We start from the raw sequence: 26,471 nt of genomic DNA, 5'->3' as shown, positions 1-26,471 counted from the left end.
CTCCGGCGGCCGGGCGGCGCGGGGCGTCCGTGCCGCCGACCGGGGTGCCGACGGACGGGAAGGTTTCCACTCGACTCCCGCCGACGGCTCACGAGCGGACCCCCAGTGGGGCGCGGGGCCTCAGAGACTGATGTGGTACGCCTTGCGCAGGGTCTCGTGGACGGTCCAGGTGGTCCGGTCGCCCTCGCGCAGGACACAGGCGTCGCCGGGGCCGATCTCCAGGGTGTCCCCGCCCTCGACGGCGACGGTCGCCCGCCCGGAGACCACCACGAACAGTTCGTTCGCCTCGGTGTCGGTGACGACGCCGGGCGTGATCTGCCAGATGCCGCGCACCTGCTTGCCGTCGGCGGACTCCCACAGCACCCTGCCCGTCACCTCGGGCGTGCCGGAGACGATCTGGGCGGGGTCGAGCGGCTCCGCTTCGAGCTCCGCGTCGGGGATGTGGACGGCGAAGGAGGGCAGGTCGTGTGTCGTCATGGGCGGTGACTGTAGCGGGGATCCGGAGGCCGCCCGAGACCGGGACCACGTGAACGGCACGGCTCCCACCAGGCACGATGCACGGTTCCGGAGACGGCGACGGAATCCGCACCGCCGTCCCGGCGTGGCGCCGCAAGGGTGCCGTGGACGCCCGGGAGGGTCGCCGGGGGTGGCCGGTGACGGATTCCGCAGGGCGCGGCGACCGCGCTGGCGGGAGGTCGCCGGCGAGGTTTGCGGGGCCCGTGGGTGCGCCAGGAATGGGGCATGTCCACACACGTGTCCGAAGAGGTACGGGAGGCGCTCCACGAGGGCCGTCCCGTCGTCGCGCTGGAATCGACGCTCATCGCCCACGGCCTGCCGCGCCCGCGCAACCTCGCGGTGGCCCGTGAGCTGGAGGGGCTGGTACGGGCCGGGGGCGCCGTCCCCGCCACGATCGCCGTGGTGGACGGCAGGGCCAGGGTGGGCCTGGACGAGGCGGCGCTGATACGGATCGCCGAGGACCCGACGGTGCGGAAGCTGGGCCACCGCGATCTGGCCCCCGCCCTGGCGACGGGCGCGACCGGCGCGACGACGGTCTCGGCGACGGCCTGGCTGGCGGACGCGGCGGGCGTCCGGGTGTTCGCGACGGGCGGCCTCGGCGGGGTGCACCGCGAGTGGGGCGAGACGCAGGACGAGTCCGCCGATCTGCGGCTGCTCGCCCGGGTCGGGACCACCGTCGTCTGCGCCGGGGTCAAGTCGATCCTCGACGTGCCCGCGACGCTCCAGCGGCTGGAGACGCTGGGGGTGACGGTCGTCGGGTACGGCACGGAGCACTTCCCCGGCTTCTACCTCTCCTCCTCGGGCGAGCCGGTCGACTGGACCCTGCGGACGCCGGAGGAGGTGGCGGCGGTGATACGCGCGCAGGACCGGCTCGCGGGCCTCCGGACCGCGCTCGTCGTGGCCAACCCCGTCCCGGAGGCGGAGCAGTTGGACCCCGCGCTGCACGACCGGGTGCTCGCGGACGGCCTGGCGGCGGCGAAGGAGAAGGGGATCACGGGCCAGGCGGTGACGCCGTTCCTCCTCGAATACCTGACGGTCCACACGGAGGGCGCGTCCCTGGAGGCCAACCTGGCGGCGGTACGGGGGAACGTGCGGCTCGCGGCGGAGATCGCGGGGGCGTACGGGGCGGGCACATCCGGCGCGGGAGGGACGAGCGGCGGCACGGAGAGACGTGAGGGGACGCACGTCACGGGAGCACGCGACGGAGGGGGCGGTACGGAGGCGCACGGCGGAGAGGTCGGTACGGAGGCGCGCGGCGCGGGCGGCCGGTGAACCGCGCCGGGCGGGCGCTGCTCGTCGTCGGGGACGTGGTCACGGACGTCATCGCCCGGCACCGGACCCCGCTCGCGGCGGCCACGGACACGGCGGCGGAGATCCGGACCCTGCCGGGCGGCGCCGGGGCCAACGCGGCCTGCTGGGCGGCGCGTTCCGGCGGCGGGGAGGTGCGGCTGCTCGGCCGGGTGGGGACGGACGCGGCCGACTGGCACGAGCGGGCGCTGCGGGCGGCGGGGGTGCGTCCCCTGCTCGTCCGGGACGCGGAGGCGGCGACGGCCACCGTCATCGCGCTCGTGGACGCGTCGGCGGAGCGCACCTTCCTGACCGACAGCGGCGCCGCGCTGCGCCTCTCCCCCGCCGACTGGTCCCCCGGGCTGCTCGACGGCGTGGGCCGGCTGCACCTCTCGGGATACCTGTTCTTCGCGGATCCGAGCCGCGAGACGGCCGGGCGGGCGCTGCGGGACGCCGCCGGGGCGGGGGTTCCGGTGAGCGTGGACCCGGCCTCGGCGGGGTTCCTGACGGTGCTGGGCGCCGACCGTTTCCTGGCGGCCGTGGCGGGGGCCGAGGTGCTGCTGCCCAACGCCGACGAGGCCCGGGTGCTCACCGGACACGCCGAACCGGAGCGGGCGGCGGCGGAGTTGAGCCGGCGCTTCCCGCTGGTCGTGGTCACCCTCGGGGCGGCGGGCGCGCTGGTCGCCGAGGGCGGCGCGGTCACCGGGCGGGTGGCGGCGCCTCCGGCGCGGCCGGTGGACTCGACGGGGGCGGGCGACGCGTTCACCGGGGCCTTCCTGGCGGCCCGGCTCGCGGGCGCGGATCCGGCCAAGGCGGCGGAGGCGGGGTGCGGGGCGGGCGCGGAGGCGGTCACGGTGGTGGGCGGCAGACCACCGGTACCACCGGCGGGCGGCTGATCGACCTCCCGGGGAACGGCGGGTCCGGGGCGCCTACCGCTCGAACCCCGTCCAGGCCGGGTGGCGCGGGTCGTCGGCGCGCACGACGACGTCCGCCGTCCCGGCCGGTTCGACCTCCGTCTCGTACCGAGCGAAGGCGGGGAGGGTCCAGGCCTCCTCCGTGCGCCGGGCGAGGGCGGCGGGCGAGAGCAGCAGGTGCACGGCGAGGTCGAAGGGGAACCAGTGGCCGAGCAGGAAGGGGCCGTGCAGGACGAGGACGCCGCCGGGCGGCAGCGTGACGTACGGGCTGCGGGTGGCCCGGTCCCTGACCGGGTCCCACAGGTCGGGCAGCACGCGCCCGGTGCCGCCGGGCTCCAGCGGGCCGAAGACCTCCCGCCACAGGGCCCCGGTGTCGGTCCACCCGCCGTAGTACGCGTCGGGGTCCTGCTTGCCGTACTCGTACCGGAGGGAGGCGGGTCGCAGGAAGCCGTCCGTGCCCGCCAGGTGGACGGGGCGCCCGCGCGCCCGCAGGGCCTCGGCCAGCGCGGCGGCGAGTTCGCCGCCGGGCGCGGCGGGCGGCCCGTCGATGCCGACCTTGAGCCATGCGCCGCCGTCTCCGGGGGCGGACGCGTCGACGTGCCCGGCGAGCGCCTCCGCCAGCCGGTCCCAGGTGATCGCCTCGTACCGCATCCCCCCACTCTGCCCGTACGCACGGCGGCCCGTCGTCACCGGGTCCGCGCGGCGGCACGGTAAGCCGGTCGGCGCGGGCCTCCGTGCGTGCGGCGACGAGGTCGGCACGGTCGTACGGGCCGGGCCGGGCCGGGCCGAGCAGAGTCGGGGCAAGCCGAGCCGGGCCAGAGCGCGACGCCGGGCTCCCGTATCCCCCGGGCCGCCCGGATCCCCCTCCGTCGGACGACGAACGCGTCCACGTGCTCGCGCGCCTCCCCGGGCCTCGGGCAGGGCCGTCCGCGGCTCGTTCGACGTCAGGCCTTGACCTTGTCACTGGCGTCACCGTTCGACCATCGGATTCATGGACACCACCACATCCACCAGGGTCGTCGTCACGGGCGCGGGCACCGGCATCGGCCGGGCCGCCGCGCGGGCCTTCGCCGGGCAGGGGGCGACCGTCGTCGCCGTCGGCCGCAGGGAGGAGCCGCTGCGGGAGACCGCCGGGGGCCGGCCCGGGATCCACCCGTTCGCCGCCGACGTCACGGCGGAGGGCGCCGCCGAGGAGATCGTCAAGGCCGTCCTGGACGCCCACGGCCGCCTCGACGTCCTCGTCAACAACGCCGGGATCGCCACGGGCGGTCCGCTCGGCACCCTCGACCGCTCGGTGATCACCCCGCTCCTGGAGACGAACCTCGTCGCCCCGGTCCTGCTGACCCAGGCCGCCGTCCCCGCCCTCCGGGAGTCCGGGGGCGTGGTGGTGAACGTGTCGACGACCGTCGGGCAGCGCGGCTGGCCCGCCAACTCCTTCTATCAGGCGACCAAGAGCGCCCTGGAGACCCTGACCCGCTGCTGGGCGGTGGAGCTGGCGCCGGCCGGGGTCCGGGTGGTGGCGGTCGCCCCCGGGCCGATCGACACCCCGATCGGCCCGCACACGGGCCTGTCACCCGAGGAGTCGGAGGCGGTGCGGGCCTGGCAGCTCGCGCACGTCCCGCCGGGGCGGCTCGGCAGGCCCGAGGAGGTCGCGTGGGCGATCACCGCCCTCGCCGCGCCCGACGCCGCCTTCCTGACCGGCACGGTGCTGCCCGTCGACGGGGGCGCGCTGGTCGCCTGAACGGCCTCCCGCCGGGCCGTGGTACGACTGTGCGAGGAGGTGGCGTCCTTGCGCATCGGCGAACTGGCCCGGCGGACCGGGGTGTCGGCCCGGGCCCTGCGGCACTACGAGAAGGCGGATCTGATCGCGTCGTCCCGGGCGGCCAACGGCTACCGGGTGTACGAAGAGGGCGCCGTCACGCGGGTGGCGAACATCCGGTACCTGCTGGACGCCGGGCTCACCCTGGACGACGTGTCCGCCTTCCGCTCCTGCCTGGACGGGGACATGCCCTCGGCCCCGCCGTCCGGCCGCGGCCTGGAGATCGCGCGTGAGCGGCTGGCCGTGCTCGACGCCCGGATCGCGGCGCAGACCGCGGCCCGCGACCGCCTGGCGAAGGCCCTGGGGGCGGAGTCCGTCAGGACGTGAGGCCGGGGGTCGCGACCGGAAGCGGGACCGGCTCCGCCCCCGCTCCTCGGAACTCCGCCCCCGCTCCTTCGAGCTCCGCCCGTCCCGACGCCACGGCCTCGGCGAGCGTCAGCTCCCCGCCCGCGAGCGCCCGGCACGTCGCCGCGTCGGTCAGCAGCCGGGCGTCGGGGGACCCGGCGGGGCCGTCCCCGTACGCGACGGCGCCGTCGGCCCCGACCCGTACGTGGAACTCTCCCTCGTCCAGGGTGACCTGGACGGTTCCCGCGCCCAGCTCCGCGAGCGCCCCGAGGAGCGGGATCGCGTACCAGTGGGCGCGCATCGCGTCGGTCGGGCGCGGTTCCCCCAGGTCGGGCGCGCCCCACGCGGCGAGGGCGCGCAGGACGGGCAGCAGGTCCCGGCCGCGCGGGGTGAGCTCGTAGACGGACGCCGAGGCGGGCGGGGGCAGTCGGCGGCGGGTGACCAGTCCGGCGCCCTCCATGTCCTTGAGGCGGCCGGCCAGCATGTCCGTGCTGACGCCGGGCAGGTCGGCGTGGAGGTCGGTGTAGCGGCGCGGCCCGGCGAGGAGTTCGCGGACGACGAGCAGGGTCCAGCGGTCGCCGACGAGGTCGAGGGCGCGCGCGGCGGCGCAGTGCTGGTCGTAGCTGCGGCGTGTCTGACGTGGCATGCGACGCAGTCTAGACATGTCGTTGGACTTTCCAAGCTCGAACTTGGTAAAACCAAGCAACAACGAGCGGTGCTGGTTCCGGGAACTGGGGAGGTCGGACATGGAGTTCCGGCAGTCGAGCAAGCTGAACGAGGTCTGCTACGAGATCCGCGGCCCGGTGATCGAGCACGCCAACGCCCTGGAGGAGGCGGGCCACAGCGTCCTGCGCCTCAACACGGGCAATCCGGCCCTCTTCGGCTTCGAGGCGCCCGAGGAGATCGTCCAGGACATGATCCGGATGCTCCCCAAGGCCCACGGCTACACCGACTCGCGCGGCATCCTCTCCGCCCGCCGCGCGGTGGCCCAGCGCTACCAGGAGATGGGCCTCCCCGAGGTCGACGTCGACGACGTCTTCCTCGGCAACGGCGTCTCGGAGCTGGTCTCCATGGCCGTGCAGGCCCTCCTGGAGGACGGCGACGAGGTCCTGATCCCCGCCCCCGACTTCCCGCTCTGGACGGCCGCCACCACCCTCGCGGGCGGCAAGGCCGTGCACTACCTCTGCGACGAGTCGGCCGACTGGTACCCCGACCTCGACGACATGGCGTCGAAGATCACCGACCGGACCCGGGCCGTCGTCATCATCAACCCCAACAACCCCACCGGCGCGGTCTATCCGAAGGAGATCGTCGAGGGGATCCTCGACCTCGCCCGCCGCCACGGCCTGATGGTCCTCGCCGACGAGATCTACGACCGGATCGTCTACGACGACGCCGTCCATCATCCGGCCGCCTCCCTCGCCGACGACCTGGTGATCCTCACCTTCGGCGGCCTCTCCAAGACGTACCGGGTGGCGGGCTTCCGCTCCGGCTGGCTGGTCGTCACCGGCCCGAAGCGGCACGCCGCCAACTACCTGGAGGGCCTCACCATGCTGGCCTCCATGCGCCTGTGCCCCAACGCCCCCGCCCAGTACGCCATCCAGGCCGCGCTCGGCGGCCGCCAGTCGATCCACGAGCTGACCGCCCCGGGCGGCAGGCTGCGCGAACAGCGCGACCGCGCCTGGGAGAAGCTCAACGAGATCCCGGGCGTCTCCTGCGTGAAGCCGAAGGGCGCCCTGTACGCCTTCCCGCGCCTCGACCCGGCCGTGCACAGGATCCACGACGACGAGAAGTTCGTCCTCGACCTGCTGCTCCGGGAGAAGATCCAGGTCGTCCAGGGCAGCGGCTTCAACTGGCCGCGCCCGGACCACTTCCGCATCCTCACCCTGCCGTACGCCGACGACCTCGACGCCGCGATCAGCCGCATCGGCCGCTTCCTGAGCGGATACCGGCAGTAGCGGACACGGGCGGTGACGCGAGCCCTCCCGGCTGTCATGATCAAGGGGTCGGGCGGTCGAGGGAAACGGGAGGGCGGCCGGTCATGGACGCTGCGCTGATAGCCGTGGTGGGAACCCTGCTGGGTGTCGTCTTCACCCACTGGTTCCAGGCGCGGGCCACCGAGCGCACGGCCGCGCTCGCCCGGTCCGAACAGCTCCGGCAGGAGCGGATCGCGACCTACAGCGCCTTCGCCGGCGCGGTCGTCGACTACCGGCACAGCCAGAACGACCGCTGGTTCCGGGCGGCCGAGGAGCCCGGTTCGGAGGAGGCGGAGGAGTCGCGCTACGCCTCCTACCGGCAGCGCACCGCCGCCCGGCAGGCCCTCTTCCGCGTCCAGCTGGTGTGCGACGACCCCGAGACCCGGCGCCTGGCGGAGAGGGCCTTCGAGGAGACCCACTGCATGCACGAGGCGGTGGGAATCGCGGACCGCGCCGGCCGCTCCGAGCGGGCGAAGGAGGCCCTCGCCCTGTTCGTCGCCGCCGCCGCGCCCGGCGTCCGCTGACGGGGGCGGCCGTGGACCTCGTCGCGCCGGTCGTCGTCGAACCGCTCAAGCGCCGCCGCTGCTCGGAGTGCCGCCGGGGGCCGCTGGAGCGGATGATCCTCGAATTCAACGCGCCGGTCTGCCTCGACTGCGCCGACCTCGGACACCTGGTCTTCCTGCCCCGGGGCGACACGGCCCTCACCCGCCGCGCCCGCGAGGGCAGCACCCTCTGGGCGGTGGTGGTACGGCACAACCGGCGCCGCACCCGGTACGAGCGCCAGGGCCTCCTCGTCGAGGAGGCGGCGCTGGCCGCGGCGGAGCGGACCTGTCTGGCGGACGCGGAGGCGCGCGCCAGGCGGCGGGCCCGGGACGCGGCGCGGCGCGCGGTCCTCGACACCGAGGTGACCGCCGCCCTCCGGGCGGAGATCCTGCGGCTCTTCCCGTCCTGCCCGGTGGACCGGGCCGGCGAGATCGCCGCCCACGCCTCGGCGAAGGGCAGCGGGCGGGTGGGGCGCACGGCCGCGGGCCGCTCGCTCGACCACGGCGCGGTGACCGCCGCGGTACAGGCCGGCGTACGGCACGTCGACACCCCGTACGACACCCTGCTGATGCAGGGGGTGCCCCGTCACCAGGCCCGGACGAGGGTCGCGCCCGCCATCGAGGCGGTGCTCCGGGCCTGGAGCGGTGGCGGCGGGGACGCGCGCGGCTGACGGCTCGGGCGTCGGCGCGCGCCGGTCCCGCCGCGCGGGGCGCTTCCTCAGGCCCGGTCTCCGGCGCGGCGCGCGCGGCGGTACAGCAGGGCGCCGCCGAGGAGCAGCGCGGCGCTTCCCGAAGCGGCGTAGCCGAGGCCGTCCGACGAACCGGTGTGGGCCAGCGCGGCCTCGCCCGTCTCGCCCTGCGGCGCGGGGGCCGGGGCGGGGGTGGGCGGCACGGTCTGCGGGGCCGGGATGTTCCGCACGGGGGTCTGCGGGCGCGGCGTCGGCGTCTCGATCGGCTGGGCCGGCTTCGAGGGGCCGTTGACCGCGGTGTTGCCGAAGGCCGGGTTGCCGATGCCGACCACGTTGACCGAGTTCCCGCTGACGTTCGCGGGGACGTCGACGGGGAGCTGGAGGCCGTTCCCGGAGAGGACGCCGGGCGATCCCTGGGCCTGGCCCTCGGCGGTGGAACCGCCGCCGTTGGAGGAGCCGCCGCTCTGGGCGCCGCCTCCGGAACCGCCGGCCTGCTCTCCGCCGCGCGGGGTGCCGGGCTCGTCCTTGTGGGAGTGGGAGCGGCCGTCGTCGTCCGATCCGTAACCCGTCGGCCCGTCCGAGACGTTGGCACAGCTGTTGCCGAAGGCCGGGTTGAGCAGCCCGACGACGTTGACCGTGTTGCCGCAGACGTTGACCGGCACGTGCACCGGCAGCTGAACCGTGTTGCCGGAACCGACTCCCGGCGAACCGACCGCGGCGCCCTGGGCGCCGGCGTCGGCGTGCGCGGCGCCCGCCGAGAGGGCGAGCGCTCCGCCCGTGACCAACAGTGTGGCCAGACCACTTCGGCGAATCTGCCTCATGGCTTCCTGCCTTCCGGAGGTGTGCACGGGCAGTCGCCCGTACCCGAATCAACGCGGCGGACGTGCGCGCCGGATCCGGCCCCCGGAGGGTTTCACCCCAACGAGTGGGACCTGTTCGAGTGTGGACCCTCCTCGGCTTCGTCGGCCGGGCCGGTCGCGGAATCAGCGTCCGAGGAGGCCGTCGAGGGTGTCGACGGGGTCCGGGCCGGGGCCGCCGCGCGGCCACCAGTCCTCGCGGTCGGCGTCCGACTCGTAGCCGTACCAGAGGCCGTCCCGGCCCAGGCGGAGCTGGAGGGACCTGCCGGAGAGGCGGTTGCGCCAGGGGCGGAAGGCGGGGAGTCCGGCGGCGAGCAGCGCGGGTCTGGCCCGGTCGAACGGGCCCGCCGGCGGGTCCCAGGCCTCCTCCAGGGCCGCGAGGCCCTCGGCGCCGCCCTGCCGCCAGGCGGCGACGGCACGGGCCAGGTCGGTGGGGGTGCGGTCGAGGGCGTGGGCCAGGTCGCGGTAGAGCGCGCGGGTGGAGGCGGTGAGGCCGGAGCCGGGGTGCGCGGCGGCGAGCCGGACCGCGTCCTGCCAGGGGGTGAGGGCGGCGACCGGGTCGTGGCCGGTGCCGAGGAACGCGTGGGCGCGGGCGGCGGCCTCGGTGGCGAGGAGGTCGAGCGCGAGCGGGTCGGGGGCGGCCGGGCCGGTCGGGAAGACGGCCGGGCGGCCGGGCCGGTCGGGAAGCGGCAGCGGGGCGGGCAGCGGCGGGAGTCCGGCCCCGGCGGCGTCGAGGGCGGCCCGGGCCGGGACGGTGGGCATCGGGGGCGCGGCGGCGTCCGCCTCGGCGGCGGACCGGGCCGCGTTGCGCCGGGTCAGCTCGGCGAGGAGCTCCTGCTCGCCGCGGCCGCGCATCAGGAAGAGGACGAACGGGTCCTCGTCGAGGAGCCGCGCGGCCTGGTAGCAGAGGGCGGCGGCGTGCTTGCAGGGGTAGCCGTCGTCCGGGCAGGAGCAGTCGGGGACGAGGTCGCCCGGCGCGGGAAGCAGCCCGGCGACCGCCTCCAGGGCGTGCGGCACGTCCTTGTCGAGGAGGGCGGCGATGTGGTCGGGGCGCGCGGTGGCCCCGTCGAGGAACGCCTCCCAGCCGTCGTCGCCGAGGGTCCGCATCCTGATCTCGGTGCGGTACGGGCGGGGCCGGCTGCCGTGGACGTAGGCGACGACCCGGCCGGGGGTGACCGTGATCGCGTCGACGTGGCCGCGTCCCGCGTAGGCCCTCCCGCGGGCGAGCCGGGCCGGGTCGAGGGCGGTGTCCTCCAGGGCGTCGACCCAGGCGTTCCCCCACCAGGTGGCGGCGAACCGCCCGTCGGGGGCCTCGCGGGGCGCGACCTGCGGGAAGGAGCGGCGGCGATCGTCGTGGCGGGGGGCGGCGGCCCCGCGCGCGGCCCGGGCGCGGTTCACGAGGGCCTCCTCAGGGACACCAGGTCGGCGAGCTCCCGGTCGGTGAGTTCGGTGAGGGCGGCCTCGCCGGAGCCGAGGACGGCGTCGGCCAGGGCCCGTTTGGCGCGGAGCATGTCGGCGATCCGGTCCTCGACCGTGCCCTCGGCGATCAGCCGGTGGACCTGCACCGGCCGGGTCTGCCCGATGCGGTAGGCGCGGTCGGTGGCCTGCTCCTCCACGGCCGGGTTCCACCAGCGGTCGTAGTGGACGACGTGGCCGGCCCGGGTGAGGTTGAGGCCGGTGCCCGCGGCCTTCAAGGAGAGCAGGAAGACGGGGACCTCGCCGTCCTGGAAGCGGTCGACCATCCGCTCCCGCTCGGCCACCGGGGTCCCGCCGTGCAGGAGCTGGGCGGGGACGCCGCGCGCGGCCAGGTGGTCGGCGAGGAGCCGCGCCATGGACACGTACTGGGTGAAGACGAGTACGGACCCGTCCTCGGCGAGGATCGTGTCGAGGAGTTCGTCGAGGAGGGCGAGCTTGCCCGAGCGGCCGGCGAGGCGGGCGGTGCCGGGGCCGCGCGGGGCCTCCTCCTTGAGGAACTGGGCGGGGTGGTTGCAGATCTGCTTGAGGGAGGTCAGCAGCTTCATGACGAGGCCGCGGCGTGCCATGCCCTCGGACTCCTCGATCCGCGCCATGGTCTCGCGGACGGTCGCCTCGTAGAGGGAGGCCTGCTCGCGGGTGAGGGGGACGGGGTGGTCGGACTCCGTCTTGGGCGGCAGCTCGGGGACGATGCCGGGGTCGGACTTGCGGCGGCGCAGCAGGAAGGGCCGCACGAGCCGGGCGAGTCGCTCGACGGCCTCGTCGTGCTCGATCTCCTCGTGGTTCTCCACGGCCCGGGCGTGCCGGGAGCGGAAGGCCTTGAGCGGTCCGAGGAGCCCGGGGGTGGTCCAGTCGAGGAGGGCCCACAGCTCGGAGAGGTTGTTCTCGACGGGGGTGCCGGTCAGGGCGACCCTGGCGGGCGCGGGGATCTCGCGCAGCGCCCTCGCGGTCGCGGAGAACGGGTTCTTGACGTGCTGCGCCTCGTCGGCGACGACCATCCCCCACTCGTGCGCGGCCAGCCGGGCGGCGCTGGTGCGCAGGGTGCCGTACGTGGTGAGGACGATGCCGCCCCCGGTGCCGTCCAGGTCCCGGTCGGCGCCGTGGAAGCGCCGTACGGGCACGTCGGGGGCGAACTTCCGCACCTCCCGCTGCCAGTTGCCGAGCAGGGACGCCGGGCAGACGACGAGGGTGGGGGCGCGGCGGGCGCGGCGCAGGTGGAGGGCGATGAGGGTGACGGTCTTGCCGAGGCCCATGTCGTCGGCGAGGCAGCCGCCGAGGCCGAGCGAGGTCATCAGGTCCAGCCAGGCGAGGCCGCAGAGCTGGTAGTCGCGCAGGGTGGCGGTGAGGCCGGGCGGGGCCTGCACGTCCTCGGGTCCGGCCAGGAGCCGGTCGCGGAGGGCGGCGAGCGCCCCGACGGGGACGGCGGGGACGGTCTCGCCGTCGACCTCGGCGGTGCCGGTGAGGGCGGCGGCGAGGGCGTCGACCGGTTCGAGCAGGCCGAGTTCCCGCTTGCGGGCCTTGCGGACCAGGTCGGGGTCGACGACGACCCACTGGTCGCGCAGGCGCACGACGGGCCGGTGGGCCTCGGCCAGGAGGTCCATCTCGCGCTCGGTGAGCGGATCGCCGTCGAGGGCGAGCTGCCAGTCGAACCGCAGCAGCTCCTCGCTGTCGAAGAACGAGGTGCCGTCGGTCGCGGAGCCGGGCGCGGCGAACGCCGGGCGGACGACGGCGGAGGCGCTGAGCGAGCGGGCCAGCTCGCGCGGCCAGTGGACGGCGACCCCGGCGTCGGCGAGCCGGGCGGCGGCGGGGCCGAGCAGTTCGTACAGCTCGTCCTCGGTGACGGCGAGGACGTCGGGCACGTCCCGCTCCAGGAACCGGGCCAGCGGGGGCCAGACCCGGGCGGCGCGGCGCAGCGCGAGGACGGCGTCGATCCGGGCGCGGGGGCCGAAGTGCTCGCCCTCCCCCGCCCACAGGGCCGCGGCGTCGATGACGAGGGTGGGGTCGGCGAGGCTGTGGACCTGGAGGAGGGCGGCGGCCGCGTGGCGCTCGCCGCCGTTCGGACCGGGAACGGCCGCGCGGCTCCCGCCGCGCTCCTCGCCGGACGCGGCGCCCTGCTCCCCGGGCGTGCCGGTCTTCTCCTCGGGGACTCCGATGTCGAAGAGTTCGTACGCCGACAGGTCGAGGCGGAGCGAGACGCGGACCCCGGCGTCCATCCCGGCCGCCGCCTCGGCGGCCCAGGCCCGCGCGCGGGGCAGGTGCTGCGGGGCCCGGGCGGCGAACGGCGCCCCGACCGCGTGGGCGGCGGCCGGGGTGCGGGGCAGGACGTCGGCGACGGCGTCCAGGAAGGCGCGGACGAGGGCCTCGGGCTCGGGCAGCCGCAGCGGCCCCCGGCCGGGGACGGGCACGGCGTACGCCTCGGCCGGCAGGGCGGCGGCGACGGCCCGCAGGTGGGCGATGTCGTCGGCGTCCAGGGGTCCGGCCCGCCAGGCGTCCAGTTCGTCGGCGGTGAGTCCCGGCAGGAGCCTCCCCCGGGCGGCCAGGTGCAGGGCGTGCAGGGCGGCGGCGCCCCAGCCGGCGGTGGCGGGGTGGGCGGCCGGGTGGTGGCGGGCCGCGACGAGGTGGGGCAGGGCGGCCTCGACGGGAAGCGTGACGGCGGGGACTCCGCGGCTCCGGGCGCCGCCGCCGTGCCGCCGAGCGACGGTCAGCTCGACGCGCTCCGCGCCGGCCGCCGTCTCCGGGTCGGGCAGCGCGCCGCCGTCGGGGGCCCAGAAGGCGACCCGGCCCTCGCGGGGAAGGGCGGCGGGCAGGAAGACGGCCGCGCCGGTGGTCCAGGTGTGTGTCACGGTTCCGCTCTCCTCCCCAGGCTCTCCGCCGTGCGACGGAGCCCCGACCTGCTCCGACGCGGTTGTCCGACGTGGATCTCCGACCTTACGGGTGGGGTCTGACAACCGGGTCCGGCCACCGCCGCCGGCCGTGGCCGCCGGGCGGTTCCCCCGGGCGGCCCAGCAGCGGATGACACGGGGCCCGGCGGGCGGGAGGGTGGGCCTGGACCGGGGTCGGGCCCGAGGGGCGCCGCCCGCCGGCCGCCACCCTCCGCGGCCCACCGCCGTCCGCCGTCCTTCGTCCCGCAGAAGCCCGGCGGAAGCCCGACAGAAGAGGAACCGCCATGTCCGTTCGCCGGCGTCTCACGACCGCCACCGGGGCCGTGCTGCTCACCCTCGCCGTCGCCGGCTGCTCGGGCCTCGGCCGCACCGCCGTGGGCACGATCGAGTACGAGACGGAGCGCGAGGTGGGGGTGCAGGTGACGAGTCCCTCGGTGAAGGGCTGCCACCGCCTGGCACCGTCCGGCGCGACCAAGGTCGAGAACAACACCATGGTGGACATCGTGCTGTACCGGACCCGTGACTGCCGGGGCGAGGACTCCACCTACCTGCCGTCCGACACCGGGGACCGGATCGTTCCGGACACCCTGCCCTGGCGCAGCTACAGCGTCATCCACTGACCGCCCCCGGCTCCGCCTCCCCTCCGGCCCGTTTTCCGTTCGGTCCGGGGCGGGTCCATGCTGGAAGGGTCCGAGGGGGCCTCACGGGAGAGGTGACCGCCATGCGGACCGGGAACGAGCCGGTGACCGCGCGCAGTCCCCTGCGGATGCGGTTCTGGCTGAGCGTGTGGGGGCTGCTGTGGGCGGCCTTCGGCACGATCGCGTTCGCCCTGGTGGGCCGCCCCGGCTGGGCCGCGGCCTGCGGGGTGCTGTTCCTGGTGGTCCTGGTCGACATGGTCCTCGTGGTGCGCCGGATGCGGCAGGGACCGCACTGGCAGCCGGGCCGGGACGTCCCTCCGTACGACCCCGACCGGAGCAGCGGCGGGAAGCGCTGAGCGCCGCCCTCGCTCCCGTACGCCCCCAGCTCGTACGTCCCGCGTCCGCGCGCCCTCAGTTCGGCGAGTCGAAGCCCGCCGCCTCCAGGTACTCCGGCTTGGGGTCGAGCGCGGCGGCGAGGCGGAAGTGCCGGGTGGCCCGGTCGGTCTGTCCGGAGCGCTCGAAGGTGCGGGCGAGGGCGAAGTGGGCGAACGCGTTGTCCGGCTCGCGCTCCAGGACCAGTTCGAACTCCAGCTGCGCGGGACGCAGCTGGGCGGCGGCGAAGAAGGCACGCGCGCGCAGCAGGCGCGCGGCCGTGTTCTCGGGGTGGGCGGCGATCACCGAGTCCAGCAGCTTCACGGCGCCACGGGGGTCCCGCGCGGCCAGCAGGTGCTCCGCGGCGCGGAAGTCGATGACGTGCGTTTCCGGATTGCTGTCGGCCACGATGGCATCCTTCCCCTCGTCCGGTGGTTGAACACCGGACCCGGTGACCGCATTCCGTCCGTCCCCCGTGGACAAGCCCTGCACAGGCCCCGCACAGGCCTCGAACAGGCTCCGGGCAGGTCCTAGGCGGAGGGCGCGGCCCGCCGGGCCAGCTCGTCCCAGACCTTCCGGACCTGCGGTTCGAGGGCGTCGAGCGGTCCGTCGTTGTCGATCACGAGGTCCGCGACGGCCAGCCGCCGCGCGCGCGCGGCCTGGGCCGCCATCCGGGCCCTGGCCTCCGACTCGTCCATGCCCCGGAGCCGTACGAGCCGGTCGAGCTGGGTCTCGGGGGACGCGTCCACGACCACGACCAGGTCGTAGAGGGGCGCGAGTCCGTTCTCGGTGAGCAGGGGGACGTCGTGGACGACGACGTCCCCGGTCTCCGCCCGGCTCTCCAGCTCCGCGGACCGGGCTCCGACCAGGGGGTGGACGATGGCGTTGAGGGTGGCCAGGCGCTCGGCGTCGGCGAACACGACGGAGCCGAGCTTCGGCCGGTCGAGCGTCCCCTCCGGGGTGAGGACGCCGTCGCCGAAGGCCTCCACGACGGCCGCGAGCCCCGGGGTGCCGGGCTCCACGACCTCGCGGGCGATCCGGTCCGCGTCGATCAGCACGGCCCCGTACGAGACGAGCAGCCGTGACACTTCGCTCTTGCCGGCGCCGATCCCGCCGGTCAGGCCCACCTTCAGCATGAGCGGCAGCTTAGGGCCTGCCCCGGCGGTGCTACGCGTCGCCCTCCCGCTCCGCGAGGAAGCGCTCGAACTCGCGGCCCAGCTCGTCCGCCGACGGCAGGTCGGCGGGCTCCGCGACGAGGTTGCCCCGGGTCTCGGCCCCGGCCACCGCGTCGTACTGGTGCTCCAGGCCCTGCACGAGCGCCACCAGTTCCTCGTCGCCCTCGCCGATCTGGCGGTCGATCTCGGTCTGGGTGCGGCGGGCCTCCGTCCGCAGGGAGTGGGCGATGCCGGGGAGGACGAGGCCCGTGGCGGCGGTGACGGCCTCCAGGGCGGTCAGGGCCGCGTCCGGGTACGGCGAGCGGGCCACGTAGTGCGGGACGTGGGCGGCGACGCCGAGGGTGTCGTGGCCGGCCTCCGTGAGCCGGTACTCGACGAGCGACTCGGCGCTGCCGGGGACCTGGGCCTCGTCGAAGGGGCTGCGGTGGCCGGGCATGAGGTCGGTGCGGCTGCCGTGCGGGGTGAGCCCGACCGGGCGGGTGTGCGGCACGCCCATGGGGATGCCGTGGAAGTTGACGGAGAGGCGCACGCCGAGGCGCTCGACGATCTGCTGGACGGCGGCGGCGAACCGCTCCCACTCCACGTCCGGCTCCGGGCCGGAGAGGACGAGGAAGGGGGCGCCGGTGGCGTCCTGCACGAGGCGGACCTCCAGGGACGGCGTCTCGTACGCGGTCCAGCGGTCGCGCCGGAAGGTCAGCAGCGGGCGGCGGGCCCGGTAGTCCACGAGCCGGTCGTGGTCGAAGCGGGCCACCAGCTGGTGCGGAAGCGTGTCGAGCACGCGCTCGACGATCTGCTCGCCGGTCTCGCCCGCGTCGATGTAGCCGTCGAAGTGGTACAGCATGACGAGGCCGGCCGACTCCTGTGCCAGAGCCATGTCGACGACGGCCACGCCCTTCGGGTCCCATTCGTACAAATCCTGCGGATCAAGCACGATTACCGCTCCTCCTCGTGTTCTCTCTGGGAACGCGCCGGGCGGCGCCGCCATTCCCGGAGGTGCGATCTTTCGGCGGCGACGGCCCGAACTCCGGCCATTGGTCCAGACCTTGACACGGTCAGGGCGGCTCCCTACCGTCTCCGGACAGCGCCGCGTCCTGCCCTCTCGCCCCGTGCACCCCAGCGGGGACCGCCCCCGCTCCCGCCCCGTGCACCCCGACGGGGACACCCCCGCTCCCGCCCCGGAAGGCACCCCCATGCGCCCTCGCACGCTGCTCCTTCCCCTCCTCCCGGCGCTCCTCGCCGTTCCCCTCGCGACCGCTCCGGCCGCCGCGGCGACCATCGAGGTCACGACCGCCGCCCAGCTCAAGTCGGCACTCACCGCCGCGCGCCCCGGCGACACGATCCACCTCGCGGACGGCACGTACACCGGGAACTTCAAGGCCACCGCGGCGGGCACCCCGGCCGCCCGGATCACCCTGACCGGCTCCCCGCGCGCGGTGCTGACCGCCCGCGGCGGCTACGGGCTGCACCTGAACGGCGCCTCGTACTGGACGGTGGAGGGGGTCACGGTGACCGGCGGCCAGAAGGGGATCATGGCCGACTCGGCGGACCACGTGGTGATCGACGGGGTGACCGTGCACAACCTCACCATGGAGGGCGTGCACTTCCGCAACTCCAGCAGGAACGGCGTCCTCAAGAACTCGCGGATCTACGACACCGGGAACGACGGCCGGGGCATGGGCGAGGGGGTGTACGTCGGCACCGCCAACGACCTCTCCGACCGGAGCGACGGCGCGCAGATCCTGAACAACGTCATCGGGCCGGACGTGGGCGGCGAGAGCGTCGACATCAAGGAGGGCACGACGGGGGCGCGGATCGTCGGCAACACCTTCGACGGGCGCGGGCTGACCGGCGCCAACTACGACGACTCCTGGGTCGACGTGAAGGGCAACGACGTCCTGGTGGAGGACAACACCGGGGTGAACACGACGAACAACGGCTTCGAGACCCACAGCCAGCAGAGCGGCTGGGGCTGCGGGACGGTCTTCCGCGACAACCGCGCGAACCTGACGGGCGCGACCGGTCCGCGGCGGCTGGCGATCGACGTCACCAACCAGAGCGGCTCGTGCCGGACCACGGTGTACGCCTCGAACACGGTGACCGGCGGGAAGGGCCTGACGAACATCGCCGTCACGCCCTGAGGGGACGGGGCCCCGATCCCCAGAAAAACGTCCGAGGCCCGCTCCCCCGGAGGGGAACGGGCCTCGGTCTCACCAGCGACTAGCGCTCAGCGGAGAGCCTGTTCAGCTCTGGCCGCCGGCCAGCTTCTCGCGCAGGGCGGCGAGCGCCTCGTCCGACGCCAGGGCGCCGGAGTTGTCGTCCGACTCCGAGGAGTACGAACCACCCGAGATGCCCGCACCGGCGTTGCCACCGGCGGCCGGGGCGGCAGCGCCCTCGGCAGCGGCGGCCTCGTCGGCCTCGCGGGACTTGATGACCTGGGCCTGGTGCTGCTCGAAGCGAGCCTGCGCCTCGGCGTACTGGGTCTCCCAGGCCTCGCGCTGGGTCTCGAAGCCCTCGAGCCAGTCGTTGGTCTCGGGGTCGAAGCCCTCGGGGTAGATGTAGTTGCCCTGGTCGTCGTAGGACGCGGCCATGCCGTACAGGGTCGGGTCGAACTCGACCGAGGCCGGGTCTGCACCGAAGGACTCGTTGGCCTGCTTCAGCGAGAGGCTGATGCGGCGGCGCTCGAGGTCGATGTCGATGACCTTGACGAAGATCTCGTCGTTGACCTGGACGACCTGCTCCGGGATCTCCACGTGGCGCTCGGCCAGCTCGGAGATGTGGACCAGACCCTCGATGCCCTCGTCCACGCGGACGAACGCACCGAACGGAACCAGCTTGGTGACCTTACCCGGGACGACCTGACCGATCTGGTGGGTCCGGGCGAACTGCTGCCACGGGTCCTCCTGGGTCGCCTTCAGCGACAGGGAGACGCGCTCGCGGTCCATGTCCACGTCGAGAACCTCGACGGTGACCTCCTGGCCGACCTCGACGACCTCGGAGGGGTGGTCGATGTGCTTCCAGGACAGCTCGGAGACGTGCACGAGGCCGTCGACGCCACCCAGGTCCACGAAGGCACCGAAGTTGACGATCGAGGACACGACGCCGGAGCGGACCTGACCCTTCTGGAGGGTCGTGAGGAAGGTCTGGCGGACCTCGGACTGGGTCTGCTCCAGCCAGGCGCGGCGGGACAGGACCACGTTGTTGCGGTTCTTGTCCAGCTCGATGATCTTCGCCTCGAGCTCCTTGCCCACGTAGGGCTGGAGGTCGCGGACGCGACGCATCTCGACGAGGGAGGCCGGCAGGAAGCCACGGAGGCCGATGTCGAGGATGAGACCACCCTTGACGACCTCGATGACGGTACCGGTGACGATGCCGTCCTCTTCCTTGATCTTCTCGATGGTGCCCCAGGCGCGCTCGTACTGGGCGCGCTTCTTCGAGAGGATCAGGCGGCCTTCCTTGTCCTCCTTCTGGAGAACCAGGGCCTCGATCTCGTCGCCGACCTTGACGACCTCGTTCGGGTCGACGTCGTGCTTGATCGAGAGCTCGCGGCTCGGGATGACACCTTCGGTCTTGTAACCGATGTCGAGCAGGACCTCGTCCCGGTCGACCTTCACGATGACGCCGTCGACGATGTCGCCGTCGTTGAAGTACTTGATCGTCTCGTCGATCGCGGCGAGGAAGGCTTCCTCGTTACCGATGTCGTTGACCGCAACCTGCGGGGTGGTGCTGGTGGCGGTGGTCTCGGTGCTGCTCGTCATGTGGGAAAGGGCTCCGGTTACGGACAGAAAGTCGTAGGTACTGCTACGCCGTGAGCCCGTATCGCACCAAGAAGCCGGACAGCCAATGAGACTCCCTGCCCGCGGACGGGAAGAGCCTCGAAAACCGAGGGGACATATACCAGGTACGAGCGCGGCCTGCTCCGTCTGAGGCACGCAGACCCGCAGCGCAACCTTTAGCATACGGAAGCGGCCGGACAGGGTCAATGCGCGAAGCGCGCACCCGGGGCAGATCGGCTCAACTCCGGCACCATTCATGTCCTTCCACGCCGTGTCGGCGTGGTCCGCCGCACGGCGGCACTGAGCGCAAACTACATCGGCGGGCGAGATGAACCAAGAGTACGGACGGGAAGACGCGGACCAGGACGGGGCCGACGGGGCGGAGGCCACCCGGCGTGACGCGGGGGACGCGGAGAGCAGCCGGGCGAGCCGCGGATGGTGGGACCGCAACGCCGACGAGTACCAGAGCGAGCACGGCTCCTTCCTCGGCGACGACCGGTTCGTGTGGGGCCCCGAGGGGCTCGACGAGGCCGAGGCCGGGCTCCTCGGTCCGGCCGCCTCGCTGAAGGGCCTCGACGTCCTGGAGATCGGCGCGGGCGCCGCGCAGTGCTCGCGGTGGCTGGCGGCGCGGGGGGCGCGGCCGGTGGCGCTCGACCTCTCGCACCGGCAGCTCCAGCACGCGCTGCGGATCGGCGGCGGGGTGCCGCTCGTGGAGGCCGACGCGGGGGCGCTGCCGTTCCGGGACGGCTCCTTCGACCTGGCCTGCTCGGCGTACGGGGCGGTGCCGTTCGTCGCCGATCCGGTACGGGTGTTCCGGGAGGTGCGCCGGGTGCTGCGGCCGGGCGGCCGCTGGGTGTTCTCGGTGACGCACCCGATCCGCTGGGCCTTCCCCGACGAGCCGGGGCCCGAGGGGCTCTCGGTCGCGGCCTCCTACTTCGACCGCACGCCGTACGTCGAGCAGGACGAGGAGGGGCGGGCGGTGTACGTGGAGCACCACCGGACGCTCGGGGACCGGGTGCGGGACGTGGTGGCCGGCGGGTTCCGCCTCGTGGACCTGGTCGAGCCGGAGTGGCCGGCCTGGAACGGTCAGGAGTGGGGCGGCTGGTCCCCGCTGCGGGGGAACCTGATCCCGGGGACGGCGATCTTCGTGTGCGAGCGGGAGGGGTAGGCCTTCGTGCACGGGCGAGCGGGGTAGCGGAGGGGGAGAGCCGGGGCAGCGGAGAGGGAGAGCCGGGGCGTCGGCTTCGTCGGCGGCCCCGCTTCACCGGCAGCCCCACCCAGTCGTACTTATTACCAGTCGTACTTACAAGTGGGCCCTGTGGACAACGGCGCCCACCTTTTCCTTGCCCGTACGAGACTGAGTGCGTGATCCGAAACGAAGCGCTCGACCGTCTCCCCGTCCGCCATGCCGTCCCCGAGCTGCTCTCCGCGCTCGCGGAGCGCGGCACGGCGGTGCTGTCCGCTCCTCCCGGCACCGGCAAGACGACGCTGGTGCCGCTGGCCCTCGCGCGGCTCATGGGAGACGGACCGGCGTGCCGGGTGCTGGTGGCCGAGCCGCGCCGGATGGCGGTGCGGGCGGCGGCCCGGCGGATGGCGTGGCTGCTCGGCGAGGAGGTCGGCGGCGCGGTCGGCTTCTCGGTGCGCGGCGAGCGGCGGGCCGGGCCCGCGACCCGGGTCGAGGTGGTGACCACGGGCATCCTGCTCCAGCGGCTCCAGCGCGACCCGGAGCTGGCGGGGGTCGATGTGGTGCTGCTCGACGAGTGCCACGAACGGCACCTGGACGCCGACACGGCGATGGCGTTCCTGGTGGACGTGCGGGCGGCCCTGCGGCCGGAGCTGCGGCTGATCGCGGCCTCGGCGACGAGCGACGCCGAGGCCTGGGCGCGACTGCTGACCTCCCTCGACGGCGCCGGGCCCGCGCCGATCGTGCGGAGCGAGGGCGAGGGCGAGGGGCACGGGTACGGGGTCCGGTTCGCCGCGCCGCCCGCCGGGATCAGACCCGCGCACGGCACCTGGGTGGATCCGGCGCTGCTGCGGCACGTGGCGGCGACGGTCCGGCTCGCCCTGGAGCGGCACGAGGGCGACGTCCTCTGCTTCCTGCCCGGCACGGGGGAGATCGCGCGGACGGCGGGGCTGCTGTCCGGTCTGGACGCCGAGGTGCTCCAGTTGCACGGGCGGGCCCCGGCGGCGGTGCAGGACGCGGTGCTGCGGGGCGCCGAGCCGGGCGGGCGGCGCCGGGTGGTGCTCTCGACGTCGGTGGCGGAGTCGAGCCTGACGGTTCCGGGGGTGCGGATCGTGGTCGACTCGGGGCTCGCGCGGGAGCCCCGGACGGACCACGCCCGGGGGCTCGGGTCGCTGGCGACGGTGCCGGTGTCGGCGGCCGCGGCGGCGCAGCGGGCCGGGCGCTCGGGACGCGAGGCTCCCGGCGTGGTCTACCGCTGCTGGGCGGAGGCGGAGGACGGCGGCCGGGCGCGGTTCCCGTCGCCCGAGATCAGGATCGCGGACCTGGCGGACTTCGCCCTGCGGGCCGCCTGCTGGGGCGACCCGACGGCCGGGGGGCTCGCGCTGCTCGACGCGCCGCCGGCCGGGGCGATGGAGGCGGCCCGTGCGGTCCTCGGGTCGATCGGGGCCGTGGACGCGACGGGCCGGGCCACGGAGCGGGGGACGCGGATGTCCCGGCTCGGGCTCCACCCGCGGCTGGGCCGGGCCCTGCTGGACGGTGCGCCGGAGGTCGGGGTCCGGCGGGCCGCCGAGGTGGTGGCGCTGCTCAGCGAGGAGCCGCCGCGCGACTACGGGGACGACCTGGCGGCGGCCTGGCGGGCGGCCCGCCGGGGCGCGGACGGGTACGGAGCGCGGTGGAAGGCGGAGGCGCGCCGTCTGGAGCGGGCGGCCGGCGAGGCGGTGGCCGGCGGAAACGACGGCGGCGCTCCGGCGGTCGGGGAGAGCGAGGACGCCGTGGCCGGTCTGGTGACGGCGCTCGCCTTCCCCGAGCGGGTGGCCAGGGCCCGGGAGCAGGGCGGCCATCTGATGGTGTCGGGGAGCGGGGCGCGGCTCGCCGAGGGTTCCGGGCTGCGGTCCGCTCCGTGGCTGGCCGTGGCGGTGGCGGACCGCACGGCCCGGGACGCCACGGCGCGGGTGCGGCTCGCGGCGGCGGTGGACGAGGCGGTGGCGCGGCGGGCGGCCGGGCACCTGCGGTCCACCGGCGAGGAGGTCCGCTGGGAGGACGGGGACGTGGTCGCGCGCTCGGTGGACCGGCTGGGCGCGGTCGAGCTGACGGTCCGTCCCCTGGGGGCCGGGGCCGACCGGGCGCTGGTCCGGGAGGCCCTGCTCGACGGCCTGCGGCGCGAGGGGCTCGGGCTGCTGCGGTGGAGCCGGGAGGCCGGGGAGCTGCGCGAGCGGCTGGCGTTCCTCCACCGGGAGGTGGGCGAGCCGTGGCCGGACGTGTCGGAGGAGGCGCTGGTCGACCGGGCCGGGGAGTGGCTGGAGCCGGAGCTGTCCCGGGCCGGGCGCCGCGCCGACCTGGGGCGGATCGGCGCCGGTGAGGCCCTGCGGCGGCTGCTGCCGTGGGCGACGGGCGAGGCGGGCCGGCTGGACGAGCTGGCGCCGGAGCGGATCGAGGTGCCGAGCGGTTCGCGGATACGGGTGGAGTACGGGGGCGATCGGCCGGTGCTCGCGGTGAAGCTCCAGGAGATGTTCGGTCTGGCCGAGACGCCCCGGGTGGCGGGGGTTCCGGTGCTCGTCCATCTCCTCTCCCCCGCCGGGCGGCCGGCGGCGGTGACCTCCGACCTGGCGTCGTTCTGGCGGGACGGCTACCGCGCGGTGCGGGCGGAGCTGCGGGGGCGGTACCCGAAGCACCCGTGGCCGGAGGATCCGTCGGCGGTGGTGGCGACCCGGCACACCAGCGCGCGGCTCAGAGGGGAGCGGTGACGCCGTCCCTGCCACGTCCGGGGGGAGAACGAAGCGCCGCCCCTCCGTCCGGTGCGGACGGAGGGGCGGCGCGGAGAAGCGGTGCCGCGGCCGGTCAGGCCTTGGACGCGGAGGGGGACGGAGAACCCGTCGGCGCGGAGGTGGCCGCCGAGGGAGAGGTGGACGGTGACGAGGAGGCGGACGGTGCGGGAGAGGCGGACGGCGAGGGGGAGGCCTCGGGCGTACCGGTCTCGGAGGGCTCCGGCTCCGGGGTCGGGGTGGAGGGCGCGGCGACCGTGAGCTCGACGAAGAGGGCGCCGCCGCCGGGCGCGCTCAGCTTGAGGTAGTACGTGCCCGCCTTGTCGCCCGCGAGGAGGTCGCCCGCCTCGAAGGCGAGGGTGCCGTTCGTGGCGGTCGTGAGGGTGGCGGTGCGGGAGGACGTGGTCTTGAAGGTCGGGCCCTCGGTGACCGGCTTCGGGTCCGTCTTCGAGTCGACGATCTCCGCGGTGACGAGCACGCCGGGGGCGAGGACTCCCTTGTCGGTGGCCTTGACCTGGACCTGCTGGTCGAAGGCGGTGCCGGTGGTGGCCTTCAGGGAGGTGTCGCCGACGCGGACGAGGGTGTCCGCCCGCCGCTCAGTGACGGAGACGGCGAAGTCGGCCGGGGCCAGGGTCCGGCCCACGACGGTGGCCCGGATCTTGAACGTTCCCGTCTGCTCACCGGCCCGCAGCGCCGGGGCGGAGGCGACGCCCGCCGCGGTGGTGGTGGCGGTGACTCCGGTCTTGCCCCCGGCGAAGCGGGTGTCGGTGGTCCCGACGATCTCGAAGCGGACCGTCACCCCGGAGACCGGCTTGCCCGAGGCGTCGAGCGCCGCGACCCGGGGGACTCCGGTGAAGTCGCTGTCGGTGGTCGCGGTCAGCTGCCCGTTGGCCGCGACCTTGAGCAGCGACACCTTCCCGGCCGGCGAGGTAACCGGCGGCGTCGGGTCGGTGGTGGGGGGCTTGGTCGGGACGGTCGGCGGCTTGCTCGTCCCGGGGTTCGGCTTCGGGTCCTGGGCGCCCGGCTTCGGCGCGGGGGACGTCGGGGCGGGCGACGTCGGCACGGTGGGGCGGGGGAAGCCGCCCGGACGGCGGTTGTCGCTGCGGTCGATCGGCAGCACGCCCGTGCCGTCCGGGACCTGGTGGGTGCCGCGCTTGTAGTACTCCAACCAGGACAGGACCGTGTTCAGGTACTCGGTCGAGCGGTTGTAGCTGAGGACCGCGCGGTCGAGGTCGGCCTTGAGCAGGAGGTTGCGGTCGTTGGCGCAGAGGTAGCGACCGGCGGCCTGCGCCGCGTCGTAGATGTTGTTCGGGTCCTTCTTCCCGTCGCCGTTGGCGTCCTGGCCCCAGGTGGCCCAGGTGGACGGGATGAACTGCATCGGGCCGACGGCGCGGTCGTGGACCTTGTCGCCGTCGTAGGCGCCGCCGTCGGTGTCGGAGATGTTGGCGAAGCCGACGCCGTTGAGGGCGGGGCCGAGGATCGGCTTGAAGGTCGTGCCGTTGGCGTCGACCCGGCCGCCGCTCGCCTGCCCGGACTCGACCTTGCCGATGCCGGCGAGCAGTTGCCACGGCAGGTTGCAGCCGGGGTCGGTCGAGCGGGACGACTGCTCGGCGCGCTTGTAGGCGGCGAGGACGGTCGCGGGTATGCCGGCTTCCGCGGGGCCGGTGACTATGAGCGGACCGGTGCCCGTCCCGGGCTGGCCCGGCTGGTGGGGCGGCGCGTTCAGCGGCGGCAGCGCCGTGTAGTACGGCGAGTCTCCGGTGGCGGAGCCCTTGTCGGACGGCGGGGCGCTCTCCCCGGTGCCGGCGGCGCGGTCGCCGCCGGTGTTGTCCGTGGTCGGCTGGATCGCCTCCGGTGCCTGCGAGGCGGCGAGCGCGGCGACCGCCGCGGCCACCACCGCACCGCTGGTGGCCCCCCTGCGCAGCCGGCGGCCGATGTCCGGTGCCATATCCGTCGTCCCTCCCCGATCGACTGCGGCCCCGTGCTCCCCGCGCGTGGCCTCCGGCGACTTTATGCCAACTCCGTACCGGCGAGTACCGGCCCTTGACCGTGTTTCACTCTTTCGTCACCTCTTGACCGCCTGCCGATCAAAGGGAGGCGGGAACCGACCGGGGTGTCCGGCGCCTCTTGCACTGCGGTCGATCACGGACCGGCCCGCGCCCGTGCCCGTGAGCCGTCGCCGTCCGAACCCCGGGAGCCCTCCTTGCCGTTCACGCTGAGCCATGCCGCCGCCGTGCTGCCCGGACTGCGCCGGGACGGGACCGCGCGGGGGCCGCTGGTCGCGTCCGCCCTCGTCGCGGGCTCCTTCGCGCCCGACATGACGTACTTCGCCGCGACGGCGCTGCCCGGCGCGATGGCCTTCGGCGACGTCACGCACTCCGCCGTCGGGATCGTCACGGCCGACGTCCTGATCGCGGCCGCGCTCGTCGCCCTGTGGCTGACCGTGCGCGAGCCGCTGGTGGCGCTGCTGCCCGCCCGCTGGCGGGGCAGGGTGTACGGGCTCGTCGTGGGCCGCCGGTGGCGGGACCGGTCCCCGTCCGCGCTCGCGGGCTGGTTCCTCGTCTCGGCGGTGCTGGGCGCCACGACCCACGTGGTGTGGGACTCCTTCACCCACCTCGACCGCTGGGGCACCCGCGCGCTCCCCTTCCTCGGCGAGATCGTGGCCGGCTTCCCGGTCTACCTGTACGCGCAGTACGGGGGTTCGGCGCTGGCCCTGGGGCTCCTCTGCTGGTTCGCCGCCCGGGCGCTGCGGGCCACCGCGCCCGGTGCGGAGCTGCCCGCCGGCGTGGCGGTCCCCGACCGGCGCGGGCGGCTCGTCGCGGCCGTGCTCATCGGCGGCTGCGTCCTCGCCGGGATCGCCCACCGGGTGCTGCGCTGGGCCGCGTACTGGGGCTGGGACCGGATCGAGACGCCCCTGGACGTCATTCCGACGGCGTGCTTCGGGGCCGGCGCCGGGCTCGCCGCCGGGCTCGTGCTGTACGGGGCGGGGGCGCGGCTCCTCGGAGCGTCGCCGATTCGGCGGGCGGGAAGCCCGGCGCCGAGCCCGGATCCGGAGCGGAGGGACCGGGAGCGGGAGGACTCGGAACTGAGGAGTTCGGCGCCGGAGGGCCGGAAGCGCCTGTCGGAGCACTCCCGTCCGGGATCTCGCTGACGTTCTCCGAGGGCGTGAAGCCGCGGGCCGCCGCGCTGCCGGAGAGTCCGCGGTGCACGGCCAGGGCGACCCCCTCCAGGGTGCGGATACCGTACCGCATGGTGGGGTTGCCGTGGC

At 75.1% G+C, this 26,471-nt stretch carries 24 protein-coding genes; 13 read left to right on the top strand and 11 right to left on the bottom strand.

Annotated features, from left to right (window positions below; translation table 11 throughout):
• Window positions 1-120: 120 nt before the first annotated feature.
• Window positions 121-477, bottom strand: a complete 357-nt coding sequence (locus tag AB0398_RS19610; protein ID WP_366376685.1) for a cupin domain-containing protein — start codon at window positions 475-477, stop codon at window positions 121-123.
• Between the two features lie 264 nt (window positions 478-741).
• Here AB0398_RS19610 and AB0398_RS19605 point away from each other — a divergent pair, with 264 nt between their 5' ends.
• Together AB0398_RS19605 and AB0398_RS19600 are read left to right on the top strand one after the other, a co-directional pair.
• Entirely contained in the window at window positions 742-1,788 is a 1,047-nt protein-coding gene (locus AB0398_RS19605) for a pseudouridine-5'-phosphate glycosidase (RefSeq protein ID WP_366376683.1), read from the top strand.
• Window positions 1,785-2,699, top strand: coding sequence for a PfkB family carbohydrate kinase (locus AB0398_RS19600; protein WP_366376681.1), 915 nt, complete (start codon window positions 1,785-1,787; stop codon window positions 2,697-2,699). The genes AB0398_RS19605 and AB0398_RS19600 overlap by 4 nt, the downstream gene beginning before the upstream one ends.
• A 33-nt stretch (window positions 2,700-2,732) precedes the next feature.
• On the opposite strand, the gene AB0398_RS19595 is transcribed toward AB0398_RS19600, so the two are convergent.
• Window positions 2,733-3,368: a uridine kinase gene (locus tag AB0398_RS19595; RefSeq protein ID WP_366376679.1), complete on the bottom strand. Its 636-nt coding sequence runs from the start codon at window positions 3,366-3,368 to the stop codon at window positions 2,733-2,735.
• Between the two features lie 340 nt (window positions 3,369-3,708).
• Here AB0398_RS19595 and AB0398_RS19590 point away from each other — a divergent pair, with 340 nt between their 5' ends.
• Together AB0398_RS19590 and AB0398_RS19585 are read left to right on the top strand one after the other, a co-directional pair.
• Window positions 3,709-4,458 (top strand): SDR family oxidoreductase, encoded by a 750-nt coding sequence (locus AB0398_RS19590; protein WP_366376677.1) that lies wholly within the window; start codon window positions 3,709-3,711, stop codon window positions 4,456-4,458.
• A 48-nt stretch (window positions 4,459-4,506) separates the two neighbouring features.
• Window positions 4,507-4,863: a MerR family transcriptional regulator gene (locus AB0398_RS19585; RefSeq protein ID WP_366376675.1), complete on the top strand. Its 357-nt coding sequence runs from the start codon at window positions 4,507-4,509 to the stop codon at window positions 4,861-4,863.
• Here AB0398_RS19585 and AB0398_RS19580 read toward each other — a convergent pair.
• Window positions 4,853-5,527, bottom strand: coding sequence for a winged helix-turn-helix transcriptional regulator (locus AB0398_RS19580; protein WP_366376673.1), 675 nt, complete (start codon window positions 5,525-5,527; stop codon window positions 4,853-4,855). The genes AB0398_RS19585 and AB0398_RS19580 overlap by 11 nt on opposite strands.
• A 100-nt stretch (window positions 5,528-5,627) precedes the next feature.
• On the opposite strand from AB0398_RS19580, the gene AB0398_RS19575 reads away from it, so the two are divergent.
• The 3 genes from AB0398_RS19575 to AB0398_RS19565 all read left to right on the top strand — a co-directional run bounded on the left by AB0398_RS19575 (window position 5,628) and on the right by AB0398_RS19565 (window position 8,070).
• A complete protein-coding gene (locus tag AB0398_RS19575) occupies window positions 5,628-6,839 on the top strand; it encodes a pyridoxal phosphate-dependent aminotransferase (RefSeq protein ID WP_366376671.1) in 1,212 nt (403 codons plus the stop codon).
• A gap of 83 nt (window positions 6,840-6,922) precedes the next feature.
• The gene (locus AB0398_RS19570) at window positions 6,923-7,381 is read left to right on the top strand and encodes a hypothetical protein (RefSeq protein WP_366376669.1); all 459 of its coding nucleotides are present in this window, start codon (window positions 6,923-6,925) and stop codon (window positions 7,379-7,381) included.
• A gap of 11 nt (window positions 7,382-7,392) precedes the next feature.
• Window positions 7,393-8,070, top strand: coding sequence for a DUF2293 domain-containing protein (locus tag AB0398_RS19565; RefSeq protein WP_366376668.1), 678 nt, complete (start codon window positions 7,393-7,395; stop codon window positions 8,068-8,070).
• 47 nt (window positions 8,071-8,117) lie between these two features.
• Here AB0398_RS19565 and AB0398_RS19560 read toward each other — a convergent pair whose 3' ends face one another.
• The 3 genes from AB0398_RS19560 to AB0398_RS19550 all read right to left on the bottom strand — a co-directional run bounded on the left by AB0398_RS19560 (window position 8,118) and on the right by AB0398_RS19550 (window position 13,261).
• The gene (locus tag AB0398_RS19560) at window positions 8,118-8,909 is read right to left on the bottom strand and encodes a chaplin (protein ID WP_366376666.1); all 792 of its coding nucleotides are present in this window, start codon (window positions 8,907-8,909) and stop codon (window positions 8,118-8,120) included.
• A 162-nt stretch (window positions 8,910-9,071) separates the two neighbouring features.
• Complete coding sequence (locus AB0398_RS19555; protein WP_366376664.1) at window positions 9,072-10,343, bottom strand: SWIM zinc finger family protein; 1,272 nt, start codon at window positions 10,341-10,343, stop codon at window positions 9,072-9,074.
• Complete coding sequence (locus AB0398_RS19550; RefSeq protein WP_366376662.1) at window positions 10,340-13,261, bottom strand: DEAD/DEAH box helicase; 2,922 nt, start codon at window positions 13,259-13,261, stop codon at window positions 10,340-10,342. The genes AB0398_RS19555 and AB0398_RS19550 overlap by 4 nt, the downstream gene beginning before the upstream one ends.
• Window positions 13,262-13,584: 323 nt before the next feature.
• Here AB0398_RS19550 and AB0398_RS19545 point away from each other — a divergent pair, with 323 nt between their 5' ends.
• Window positions 13,585-13,920: a hypothetical protein gene (locus tag AB0398_RS19545; protein ID WP_366376660.1), complete on the top strand. Its 336-nt coding sequence runs from the start codon at window positions 13,585-13,587 to the stop codon at window positions 13,918-13,920.
• Window positions 13,921-14,021: 101 nt separating this feature from the next.
• Complete coding sequence (locus AB0398_RS19540) at window positions 14,022-14,294, top strand: DUF6343 family protein (protein WP_366376658.1); 273 nt, start codon at window positions 14,022-14,024, stop codon at window positions 14,292-14,294.
• 55 nt (window positions 14,295-14,349) lie between these two features.
• Here the strand turns inward: AB0398_RS19540 and AB0398_RS19535 are convergent, their stop codons facing one another.
• From AB0398_RS19535 to AB0398_RS19525, 3 genes are all read right to left on the bottom strand, one after another.
• Window positions 14,350-14,718: a tetratricopeptide repeat protein gene (locus tag AB0398_RS19535; RefSeq protein WP_366376656.1), complete on the bottom strand. Its 369-nt coding sequence runs from the start codon at window positions 14,716-14,718 to the stop codon at window positions 14,350-14,352.
• A 122-nt stretch (window positions 14,719-14,840) separates the two neighbouring features.
• Window positions 14,841-15,446 (bottom strand): dephospho-CoA kinase, encoded by a 606-nt coding sequence (gene coaE / locus AB0398_RS19530; protein WP_366376654.1) that lies wholly within the window; start codon window positions 15,444-15,446, stop codon window positions 14,841-14,843.
• A 31-nt stretch (window positions 15,447-15,477) separates the two neighbouring features.
• Window positions 15,478-16,416, bottom strand: coding sequence for a PAC2 family protein (locus AB0398_RS19525; protein ID WP_366376652.1), 939 nt, complete (start codon window positions 16,414-16,416; stop codon window positions 15,478-15,480).
• Window positions 16,417-16,675: 259 nt separating this feature from the next.
• Between AB0398_RS19525 and AB0398_RS19520 the strand changes: the two genes are divergently transcribed.
• Window positions 16,676-17,623, top strand: a complete 948-nt coding sequence (locus AB0398_RS19520; protein WP_366376650.1) for a right-handed parallel beta-helix repeat-containing protein — start codon at window positions 16,676-16,678, stop codon at window positions 17,621-17,623.
• A gap of 102 nt (window positions 17,624-17,725) precedes the next feature.
• Here the strand turns inward: AB0398_RS19520 and rpsA are convergent, their stop codons facing one another.
• Entirely contained in the window at window positions 17,726-19,240 is a 1,515-nt protein-coding gene (rpsA, locus tag AB0398_RS19515) for a 30S ribosomal protein S1 (protein ID WP_030325237.1), read from the bottom strand.
• A gap of 346 nt (window positions 19,241-19,586) precedes the next feature.
• Here rpsA and AB0398_RS19510 point away from each other — a divergent pair, with 346 nt between their 5' ends.
• Window positions 19,587-20,426: a methyltransferase domain-containing protein gene (locus tag AB0398_RS19510; RefSeq protein WP_366376648.1), complete on the top strand. Its 840-nt coding sequence runs from the start codon at window positions 19,587-19,589 to the stop codon at window positions 20,424-20,426.
• 197 nt (window positions 20,427-20,623) lie between these two features.
• Entirely contained in the window at window positions 20,624-23,185 is a 2,562-nt protein-coding gene (hrpB, locus tag AB0398_RS19505) for an ATP-dependent helicase HrpB (protein ID WP_366376646.1), read from the top strand.
• Window positions 23,186-23,279: 94 nt separating this feature from the next.
• Here the strand turns inward: hrpB and AB0398_RS19500 are convergent, their stop codons facing one another.
• The gene (locus AB0398_RS19500; RefSeq protein ID WP_366376644.1) at window positions 23,280-25,151 is read right to left on the bottom strand and encodes a lytic transglycosylase domain-containing protein; all 1,872 of its coding nucleotides are present in this window, start codon (window positions 25,149-25,151) and stop codon (window positions 23,280-23,282) included.
• A 255-nt stretch (window positions 25,152-25,406) separates the two neighbouring features.
• Here AB0398_RS19500 and AB0398_RS19495 point away from each other — a divergent pair, with 255 nt between their 5' ends.
• On the top strand, window positions 25,407-26,354 hold the full coding sequence (locus AB0398_RS19495) for a DUF4184 family protein (protein WP_366376642.1): 948 nt from the start codon (window positions 25,407-25,409) through the stop codon (window positions 26,352-26,354).
• Window positions 26,355-26,471 lie beyond the last annotated feature (117 nt).

The sequence above is a fragment of the Streptomyces sp. NPDC086147 genome, assembly GCF_040702165.1.
GTDB lineage: Bacteria > Actinomycetota > Actinomycetes > Streptomycetales > Streptomycetaceae > Streptomyces.
Note: the sequence above shows the minus strand (reverse complement) of the source record. Positions and strands in the feature narration are given on the sequence as shown.